The sequence below is a fragment of the Streptococcus sp. SCPM-O-B-23252 (M501) genome, from assembly GCF_058200355.1.
Genome location: NZ_JBYQGS010000012.1, coordinates 1 through 379, shown reverse-complemented (window position 1 = coordinate 379; position 379 = coordinate 1). Strand labels below are relative to the sequence as shown.

The window sequence follows — 379 nt, the reverse complement described above, 5'->3', positions numbered from 1 at the left end:
TTTTCAAGCGGGTGTAGTTTAGTGGTAAAACTACAGCCTTCCAAGCTGTTGTCGCGAGTTCGATTCTCGTCACCCGCTTTGAACTTTTTGTTCATTACCAAGTTTTTAACTTGGGCGCGTAGCTCAGGTGGTTAGAGCGCACGCCTGATAAGCGTGAGGTCGGTGGTTCGAGTCCACTCGTGCCCATTTTTAATATTATGGTCCGTTGGTCAAGGGGTTAAGACACCGCCTTTTCACGGCGGTAACACGGGTTCGAATCCCGTACGGACTATATTATATTGGAGGATTACCCAAGTCCGGCTGAAGGGAACGGTCTTGAAAACCGTCAGGCGTGTAAAAGCGTGCGTGGGTTCGAATCCCACATCCTCCTTAATATTAG

General features: G+C 48.8%; 4 tRNA genes. All 4 read left to right on the top strand.

What is annotated here, in order from left to right:
• Window positions 1–7 precede the first annotated feature (7 nt).
• Window positions 8–78, top strand: a tRNA-Gly gene (locus AC3E6G_RS09495).
• A 34-nt stretch (window positions 79–112) separates the two neighbouring features.
• Window positions 113–186 (top strand) — tRNA-Ile (locus AC3E6G_RS09490).
• Window positions 187–199: 13 nt separating this feature from the next.
• A tRNA-Glu gene (locus tag AC3E6G_RS09485) sits at window positions 200–271 on the top strand.
• 9 nt (window positions 272–280) lie between these two features.
• Window positions 281–370 (top strand) — tRNA-Ser (locus tag AC3E6G_RS09480).
• Window positions 371–379: the final 9 nt, after the last annotated feature.